At 60.9% G+C, this 9,010-nt stretch carries 8 protein-coding genes; 7 read left to right on the top strand and 1 reads right to left on the bottom strand.

Going from position 1 to position 9,010, the window contains the following annotated elements; all coding sequences use genetic code 11:
- Nucleotides 1-200 precede the first annotated feature (200 nt).
- Complete coding sequence (locus BX591_RS31620; RefSeq protein ID WP_111935249.1) at nucleotides 201-1,046, bottom strand: FadR/GntR family transcriptional regulator; 846 nt, start codon at nucleotides 1,044-1,046, stop codon at nucleotides 201-203.
- Nucleotides 1,047-1,331: 285 nt separating this feature from the next.
- Here BX591_RS31620 and BX591_RS31615 point away from each other — a divergent pair, with 285 nt between their 5' ends.
- The 7 genes from BX591_RS31615 (at nucleotide 1,332) to BX591_RS31585 (ending at nucleotide 9,005) form a co-directional block, all read left to right on the top strand.
- Nucleotides 1,332-2,540 carry an ABC transporter substrate-binding protein gene (locus BX591_RS31615; protein WP_111935248.1) on the top strand — a complete coding sequence of 403 codons (1,209 nt, stop codon included), beginning with the start codon at nucleotides 1,332-1,334 and terminating at the stop codon, nucleotides 2,538-2,540.
- Nucleotides 2,541-2,787: 247 nt separating this feature from the next.
- Nucleotides 2,788-3,648, top strand: a complete 861-nt coding sequence (locus BX591_RS31610) for a branched-chain amino acid ABC transporter permease (protein WP_111935247.1) — start codon at nucleotides 2,788-2,790, stop codon at nucleotides 3,646-3,648.
- Complete coding sequence (locus BX591_RS31605) at nucleotides 3,645-4,721, top strand: branched-chain amino acid ABC transporter permease (RefSeq protein ID WP_111935246.1); 1,077 nt, start codon at nucleotides 3,645-3,647, stop codon at nucleotides 4,719-4,721. The genes BX591_RS31610 and BX591_RS31605 overlap by 4 nt, the downstream gene beginning before the upstream one ends.
- Nucleotides 4,718-5,485 (top strand): ABC transporter ATP-binding protein, encoded by a 768-nt coding sequence (locus tag BX591_RS31600; RefSeq protein WP_111935245.1) that lies wholly within the window; start codon nucleotides 4,718-4,720, stop codon nucleotides 5,483-5,485. Before BX591_RS31605 ends, BX591_RS31600 begins: the two co-directional genes overlap by 4 nt.
- On the top strand, nucleotides 5,482-6,183 hold the full coding sequence (locus BX591_RS31595) for an ABC transporter ATP-binding protein (RefSeq protein ID WP_111935244.1): 702 nt from the start codon (nucleotides 5,482-5,484) through the stop codon (nucleotides 6,181-6,183). Before BX591_RS31600 ends, BX591_RS31595 begins: the two co-directional genes overlap by 4 nt.
- Before the next feature lie 33 nt (nucleotides 6,184-6,216).
- Nucleotides 6,217-7,518: a Zn-dependent hydrolase gene (locus tag BX591_RS31590; protein ID WP_111935243.1), complete on the top strand. Its 1,302-nt coding sequence runs from the start codon at nucleotides 6,217-6,219 to the stop codon at nucleotides 7,516-7,518.
- The gene (locus BX591_RS31585; protein ID WP_111935242.1) at nucleotides 7,515-9,005 is read left to right on the top strand and encodes a M81 family metallopeptidase; all 1,491 of its coding nucleotides are present in this window, start codon (nucleotides 7,515-7,517) and stop codon (nucleotides 9,003-9,005) included. Before BX591_RS31590 ends, BX591_RS31585 begins: the two co-directional genes overlap by 4 nt.
- Nucleotides 9,006-9,010: the final 5 nt, after the last annotated feature.

The raw sequence follows: 9,010 nt of genomic DNA, 5'->3' as shown, positions 1-9,010 counted from the left end.
GACCCAGACACCCACCGAATAACCCGCAAAGCTGGTCCAACGGGTGGGTCAGAATTCAATGCAAATCCCGGGTCAGGATTCCGTGCAAATCAACACGTTGGGCACCGCAGCGCGGCATCCCACGTCTACACGGACGTGCCGCTCTTCCACTTCAGCGCCCGGTCACCGCTCTATTCGCGACCCATTGCCTCCGCCCCCCATCACGCCTCATCATCGCCATCAACCGGCGCCACGTTACGTGCGCGCACACGCCGACGAATCTCCGAATCCAGAATCAGCCGCCCGCGCAACTTTCCCTTCATCCGCTTCACGTAGCGTGGCGCTTCAGTCATGTGGATCACCATCAACTCACGAACCTTCTCCGCGTCACGCTCACGCGCTGCTTTCGTAATCGCCTTGTGAATTTTTACGTTCGCCTGTCCAAACCGCTCGTGCTCGGACTGCGGCGTGTCGTTTCTAAACTCGATCAACTGTCGGATCATTTCGTTGATCAGCTCGCAACTGAAACGCAAAAACGGATTCGGATTCGCTGCGGCCAGAATGTCATGAAAGTTCACGTCTTCCTGACGCTGCCGCACGATATCTTTCCCGCCGTGCGACGAAGCCGGCCGATCGCAACACGCAATGCTCGCTTCGAGTGCGTCGAAATCCTGTTCCGTCAGATGCGGTACCGCCCCAGCCGCAAGTTCAGGCTCCAGCAATTTGCGGACGGTGTAAATGTCGTCGATGGAGACGTCCTTGAAGAACAGATAGTTCTGCAAAAGCTGCAACGTGCGATCCAGCGGCACCTCCACCACCATGCCGCCGCCGGTCGGCCCCGTGGTCACCTTGATGAGTCCCTGCACCTCGAGAGACTTCAGTGCTTCGCGGATCGTACTTTTGCTCACTGAAAAGAGCTGCTGCAACTCCACCTCACGCGGCAGCCGATCACCCGGCTTCAGGTCCTTCTCGGTGATGAGCCGTTTGATTTCCTCCGCGACCAGATCGCCGCGCTTCTGCTGCTTGATCTCAATCGCGGCGCCAGCCTTGGCGCGATCCATGGCCATATTCGATGCTCCCAGTTTGTCCTGCGCAATCCCCGATCGGTCCACCGCTCTCACAACGGTTGGCGAGGCCGCCTCGACGCTGCCAGGAATTTTGCCTTATTGACACCCGAATTTATTGTACATACGATCAAGTCCAACCTATTTATCATGATAAATAGAACAAAGCCGGTGTGGTGGAAAACTTCACGGCAGCCAGCAGGTTCAAGCAGTCTCGTGCAGTCGTTCGCGCAATGCGTGCAGTTTCGTAGTCGGTCAGTGCGTGTCTCTTTCCTAAGGAGCGTCATTTTGAATCGCCGAAATATGTTGAAGCTGGCCGCGTTGTCGGCCGTTCCGGGGACGTTGGGCTCGCTGGTCGCGCGTAGCGCGTTCGCGCAGGCCACTACCTTGCAATTTGCCTGTCCGGTGCCGATGTCGGGTCCGTTCGCCGCAAACGGTAAATACGCCGACCTCGGTATGAAGCTTGCGATCGAACAGTACGGCAAGGTGCTCGGCGAACCGCTTGCATATACGGTGCTCGACACGGAAGGTAAGCCTGCAACAGCGGTGCGTCGCGTGCAGGAAATCGCGCAGCAGAAGAACGCGCGTTTCTTCGCAGGCGGTATTCTGTCATCCGAAGCATTGGCAATGGGCAAGGAAGTGCAGAAAGCCGGCGGTGTTTTCATCACTACGGCCGGCGCGGACGAGATCACCGGCAAGGACTGCAATGACGCCACGTTCCGCTGGTCTGTGCCGACCTATGGCGCGATCGAGCAGACCGTATGTCCGCTGATCCAGATGCTGCCGAAAGCAAAACGCTGGTATACGATCACACCGCAATACGTGTTCGGCGACGGTTTATTGTCTGCCGCGAAAGCGATCTTCAAAGAGAAGAACATCGAGCATGTGGGCAACAGCTATCACTCGCTCAACGAGAAAGAATTCAGCGGTTATCTGACGAACGCGGTCGCGGCAAAGCCCGATGTATTGCTGATTCTGAACTTCGGCTCGCAATCGTCCGACACGCTGCGCCAGGCCGTGAGCTTCGGCATGAAGAACAACTGCACGATTCTGATGGCGTGGGCATCGGGCCTTGAGCAATTCGAATCGCTCGGCGCCGACCTGTGCGAAGGCGTCTATTTCGGCGCGCAGTACTGGCACGGCATCGACTCGCCGCTCAATCGCGATCTCGTCAAACGCGCCAACACCGCATTCAAAGCGAACCCCAACTATAGCCTTGCGGGCTCTTACATCTGTACGAAGATTCTGCTCGACGGCATCGTGAAAGCAGGCAATGTCGATCCGAAGAAAGTGGTCGCCGCACTCGAGGGCATGAAATACGACGGTTTGACCGGCCCTGAAGAAATCCGCAAAGGCGACCATCAGGTGCTGAAGAACTACTATCTGTTGAAAGGCAAGGCGAAGAACAAAATGAAAAACGCCGACGACTACGCAGATATCGTGAGCTCGGGCCAGTCGTTCCTGCCGCTAGATAAAACCGGCTGCAAGATGACCTGATGCAGAGATGCGGTGCGCTCGCGTGCCGCAATTTTTTTGCATCAAGGCATTAAGGCATTAAGGCATTAAGGCATTAAGGCATTAAGGCATTAAGGCATTAAGGCATTAAGGCATTAAGGCATTAAGGCATTGAGGCATCAAGTATGACGGTCACGCACCCCCCCGACCACCTGAACCACCAGTATCGCGCGTCAACCCGTGTGTGCCCTCCACGGTCATCTTTCGCCCCAACCTCCAGACGGACGCCATGAACGTTTATCTTCTGCAGATCGTCAACGGAATCGGAGTGGGAATGTTGTATTTCCTGCTCGCGGTCGGTTTGTCGATCGTGTTCGGCCTGTTGCGCTTCGTGAACTTCGCGCACGGCGCGTTCTATCTGCTCGGCGCCTACTTCTGCTATCAGGCCATGCAGTGGTCGATGAGTTTCTGGACCGCACTGGTGGTCGTGCCGATCGTCGTCGGTGCGCTTGCGTGGATCGTCGAGAAGCTGATCTTGCGGCACGTCTACGCACAGCAGCACGAGTTTCATATTCTCGTGACGGTCGGCCTCGCGCTCGTCGTACAGGAGTGCGCGATCCTGATCTGGGGGCCGATCGGTGACAACGTGCCGGTTCCGGACATGCTTAATGGCGTGGTGATATGGGGCAGTTTCGTCTATCCGAAATACCGGCTGTTCGTGATCGGTTTCACGGCCGTGCTGGCGGCGTTGCTGTGGTGGGTGCTGGAAGGCACGCGGCTCGGCAGTGCGGTGCGCGCGGGTAGCGAATCGACGGAAATGGTGTCGCTGCTGGGCATCAACGTGTTGCGTGTTTTCAGCCTGGTATTCGCGCTCGGTGCGGCAACGGCCGCGTTGGCGGGGGTACTTGCCGCACCGATTCGCGGAGTCGATCCATTCATGGGCATCGAGGCGCTCAGCGTTGCCTTCGTCGTGGTCGTGGTCGGCGGGATGGGTAATTTCCTCGGCGCGCTCGTGGGCGGATTACTGGTGGGCATTGTGCAGAGCGTGATGAGCACGTTGTGGCCGGAAGGCGCGCGATTGATGATCTACGTCGCAATGGCCGCTGTCCTATTACTGCGTCCAAACGGTTTGCTTGGGAGGGCGGCATGATCGATACCCCGAAATCCGGCACAACAAATGTTGCGTCGGCAACGACCCGGTATGGCGCACAACGCGCACTGCGTCGCTATCGTTTCCTGCTGCTTGCGCTATTAGTGGTATGCGTCTTGCCGCTAACACTGCGGTCCGGATCGCTGGCCACGGAGGTGCTGGTGTTCGCGCTCGCCGCACTTGGCTGCAATCTGCTGCTCGGCCACACGGGTTTGCTTTCATTTGGGCAGGGCATTTTCTTCGGGCTCGGCAGTTACTGTGCCGGCCTGGTTCTCACCAAAACGGCCTTGCCGGTTCCCGTCGCATTGCTCGCGTCGATCCTGATCGGTGCGGCGGCCGCCGCATTGGTCGGGTGGTTTTCGATTCGCCAGCGCGGTACCTACTTCGTCATGTTGACGCTTGCGTTTGGGCAACTATTTTATTTTCTGGCCTACACCACGCCCGATCTGACCGGCGGCGATAACGGCTTGCTCGACATTCCGCGCCCGGCGCTCGGCCTGTTTGGAAAGACGCTCGTGCCGTTGACATCGCCGTGGCAATACTACGGTTTCGTCGGCGTGCTTTTCGTCGCGGTGTTCTGGCTGTTGATGCGCGTGTCCCATTCGGTTTTTGGCCGCACGCTACTGGCGATTCGCGACAACGAGGCGCGCGCGGCGGCGGTTGGCTACGACGTCAAACGTTTCAAGCTGATGGCGTTCGTGATCTCCGGCGCGGTCACCGGTCTGGCCGGCGCGCTGCACGCGTTGATGACCGGCATCGCGCCGCTCTCCAACATCGACTATCACACGAGCGAGATGATCCTCGTGATGACGGTGATCGGCGGCACGGGCAATCTGTTCGCCTCGGTATTGGGCGCGGCGTTTTACGTGCTGTTTGCCGACTGGCTTTCGACACTGTGGCCGCGCTGGTTGTTATTGCTGGGCGTTGTGCTGATCGCGGTGAGCCTGTTCATGCAGCGCGGCTTGTGGGGGTTGGGTGAACGAATCTGGCAGGCATTGCGCCGCAACGCGAACAAAGACATGCAAGGCCGGCAAGACGGGAAAGACAACGACGTCACCCAGGAGCCCGTATGAGCGAAGCCATTCTACGAGCTAGCGGCATCGTCAAGCGCTACGGAAAATTCACCGCGCTTTCCGACGTCAATCTGAACATCCTGCCGCGTACGGTGCATTCGGTCATCGGGCCGAACGGCGCGGGCAAAACAACGCTGTTCCACGTCTTGACCGGCACACTTCCCATCACCGAAGGAAAGATCGTTTTCGACGGTCACGACGTTACGCGTGAGCCGGATCACAAGCGGGTGCGCCGCGGCGTCGCGCGTTCGTTTCAGGTGACGAGCCTGTTTGCCAATCTGAGCGTACGAGAAAATCTGCGCCTCGCCGCGCAAGGGGTCGATGCCGTGCGTGCATTCAATCCATGGACCCCGCCGCAAGGCGCGCTCACGCATGCGGAGACTGTCGACGGTGTGCTGGAACGGCTCGCGTTACAGCGTTTCAGCGAAGTGCCGGCGAACGCGCTGTCACATGGTCAGCAGCGCCGGCTCGAAGTCGGCATGGCGATCGCAGCGCGGCCCAAGGCGATCTTTCTCGACGAGCCGACCTCAGGCATGGGCATCGACGATCTCGACGATATGAAGCAGTTGATTCGCGGACTGCGCGACGACTACACCGTGGTGCTGATCGAGCACAACATGGGGATCGTGATGGACATCTCCGACACGATTACCGTCATGCAGCAAGGGCGTGTGCTGGTTGAAGGCCGTCCCGACGAAATCCGCGGCGACGAGCGCGTGCGCAGCGCCTATCTCGGCAACATGATCACCGGAGGTCGCGCATGATTCTCGATGTTCAGGACATTCACGGTTTCTACGGCAAGAGTCACATTCTGCAAGGCGTGACGCTACAGTTCGCCGAGGGCGAGACCGTCACGCTGTTAGGCCGCAACGGCGCGGGCAAATCCACCACGCTCAAGGCGATTGCCGGCGTCGTCGCGCCGCAGCGCGGCACCGTGACCTTCAACGGTGCGAAGCTCGGCGGCCTGCCTTCGCACAAGATCGCCTCGCGCGGCGTGTGCTTCGTGCCCGAGCATCGCGGCATCTTTCGTTTGCTGACTGTCGAAGAGAACCTGAGACTCGGCGCGCGCAAGGATTCTCCGTGGCAACTCGACGACATCTACCGCATTTTCCCGCGGCTGAAAGAGCGGCGCACGAACGGAGGCGCGCAACTGTCCGGTGGCGAACAGCAGATGCTCGCGATCGGTCGCGCGCTGATGAATCACCCAAGGCTGTTAATGCTCGATGAGCCGGTGGAAGGTCTCGCACCGGTGATCGTCGAAGAGATCGTCGCGCAGCTCAAACTGATCCGCCAAGCCGGCGTGGCGATTCTACTGGTCGAGCAAAACCTCGAAGTCTGCACGCAACTGGCGGACCGCCACTACATCATCGAACAGGGCGTGATCGTCTATTCGGGCGATAACGCGTCGTTCGCTGCAGACGAGTCGATCAAGGACCGTTATCTCGGCGTCGGCGTCGTCTAACGCGCAATCTGTCTTCAACACGAGGAAGCATTGATGCAAGTTCACGAATCAACATCCGTGGCGACGTCCGCGGATTTGCGAGTCGACGGCGCTCGGCTCTGGGACAGTCTCATGCAACTCGCGCGGCTCGGCGCAACCGACAAAGGCGGTGTATGCCGGCTCGCGTTGACGGAGCTGGACCGCGAGGCGCGCGACCTGTTCATCGCATGGGCGAAGGAGATCGGCTGCACCGTGCGGATCGACGCGATCGGCAATATCTTCGCGCGGCGCGCGGGCTTGCGTGACGACCTGGCGCCGGTGATGACCGGCAGCCATATCGACACGCAGCCCACCGGTGGCAAGTTCGACGGGAATTACGGCGTACTCGCGGGCCTCGAGGTGCTGCGCACGCTCGCGGATGCCGGTGTGCGGACTCAGGCGCCGCTGGAAGTCGCGGTGTGGACCAACGAGGAGGGTTCGCGTTTCGTGCCCGTGATGATGGGCTCCGGTGTGTTTGCTGGCGCGTTTACGCTGGAGCACGCGCTCGAACAGCGCGACCGCGAAGGCATCTCGGTGCGCGACGCGCTAACGGCGATCGGCTATGCAGGCGAGCACAAAACACCGCATGCAGTCGGCGCGTACTTCGAAGCGCACATCGAACAAGGCCCTGTTCTGGAAGCACATGACACGACCATCGGCGTGGTACAGGGCGCACTCGGTCAACGCTGGTACGACGTCACGGTGCACGGTATGGAAGCGCATGCGGGTCCGACGCCGATGGAACTGCGTCGCGACGCCTTGCTGGTTGCGGCGGATCTGATTCATGCGGTCAACCGCATTGCGCTCGATCATGCACCGCATGGACGCGGCACCGTGGGCTGGCTGGACGTGCATCCGAACTCGCGTAACGTGATTCCGGGCCGCGTGACGCTCACGGTGGATCTGCGCGCGGCCGACGACACCACGCTCACCGCAATGGACAACGCATTAAGAGCCGCCTGTGCGCAGGCGGATGCCAGAACCGGGATCGCGATCGACGTCGAACAGGTCGTCTATTTCCCGCCCCAGCCTTTCGCTGCGGAATTGGTGGCCGCCGTTAAGCAAGGTGCGGAACGACTGGGCTTGACGTCGATGGACGTGATCAGCGGCGCCGGTCACGATGCCGTCTATCTGGCGCGAGTCGCACCGGCCGCGATGATCTTCGTGCCGTGCAAGGACGGCATCAGTCACAACGAAATCGAAGACGCACGCGCGGACCATCTGGAAGCCGGCTGCAACGTGCTGCTCCAGGCCATGCTGAACGCGGCGCAATCGACCCAGCGAACGCCGGGCGAACCGGGGAGTACCGGCGCATGAAGATCCTGATCGCCCGCATGAACCACGAGACCAATACCTTCTCGCCGGTCGCCACACCGCTGGCCGCGTTCGGCCGCAGCGGGCCCAGTTACGGCATGGACGCATTCAACGAGAACAAGGGCATGCAGACGGCGATGGCCGCCTTCATCGACGCTGCCGAGCGCGAGCGAGCGGAGATCGTGACGCCGGTATCCGCGTCGGCGAATCCGAGCGGGCCGGTCGCCGCCGCCGCGTATGACGCGATCTGCGACGCGATCGTTGCAGCCGCAACCGGCTGCGACGCCGTGATGCTCGATCTGCATGGCGCGATGGTCGCCGAAAATTCGAAGGATGGTGAAGGCGATCTGCTCGAACGCGTGCGCGCAGCGTTACCGCATGCGCCAATTGCAGTCGCTCTGGATTTGCACGGCAACGTCACGCAAAAGATGATCGACAACGCCGACGTGATCGTCAGCTTCAAAACCTATCCGCACGTCGACATGTACGAGACCGGCGCACACGCGGCGCGACTGATGTTCGACCAGGTACACGGCAACGCGAAGCCGCTGATCGCGTGGCGGCAGCCGCCGTTGCTCACGCACACCCTGCGTAGCGCGACCGCCGAAGGCGCGATGAAACGCGCTGTAGACGCCGCGCGCGCGGCTGAAACCGACGGTCTCCTCGCGGTCTCGGTGTTGTCGGGATTCTCGCTGGCCGATATCGCCGCGCCTTGTATCAGCGTGGTCGTGGTGAGCAATGGCGACCACGCACTGGCTGAAGCAACCGCGGAGCGTATCGCCCGGCAGATCTGGGCGGAGCGCGACGATTTCGTTTATCGCAGCGCGCCGCTCGCCGATTCGGTCGCGCAAGCGGCAGCGTTCGCGCAAGGCGCCGATAAACCCGTGTTGCTGCTCGATCATGGCGACAACTGCATGTCGGGCGGCACCTGCGACACCATGGACCTGTTCGAGGAAGCACTGAAGCAGAACCTCGAAGGCATCGTCAGCGGGCCGTTGTGCGATCCGAAGGCGGTTGCGGCGCTGATGGCGGCCGGTGTCGGCAGTACCGTGACCGTGACGATCGGCAACAAGGCGGCGGGCAGCGCGGTGACACCACGGCCGCCGGTCGCCGTCACGGGCGTGGTGCGTGCGCTGACCGATGGCGAGTACGTGATCAGCGGGCCGACTTACACGGGCCAACGCGCCTTCATGGGACGCGCCGCGGTACTCGACACCGGCACCGTGAAGCTCGTGCTCACCGAGCGCACACATGAGCCGTGGGATCTGGGCGTGTTCGAGAGCGTCGGCATCGATCCGCGCCGCGCGCGTTTCCTGTTGCTCAAATCGCGCATGTACTGCCGGCCGGTTTTCGTGCCGATTGGCGCGGCGCTGGTGGAATGCGACAGCCGCGGCGTGACGAGTTCGGACTACAGTCTCTTCGAGTTCAAGCACGTGAAGCGCCCCGTTTATCCACTGGACGCCGGGGCCGAATGGGCGTTCGCTCAGTGAATCGA

This window comes from Paraburkholderia bryophila (assembly GCF_003269035.1).
GTDB lineage: Bacteria > Pseudomonadota > Gammaproteobacteria > Burkholderiales > Burkholderiaceae > Paraburkholderia > Paraburkholderia bryophila.
The sequence above is the reverse complement of the archived record's forward strand: the minus strand, read 5'-3'. Positions and strand labels throughout refer to the sequence as shown.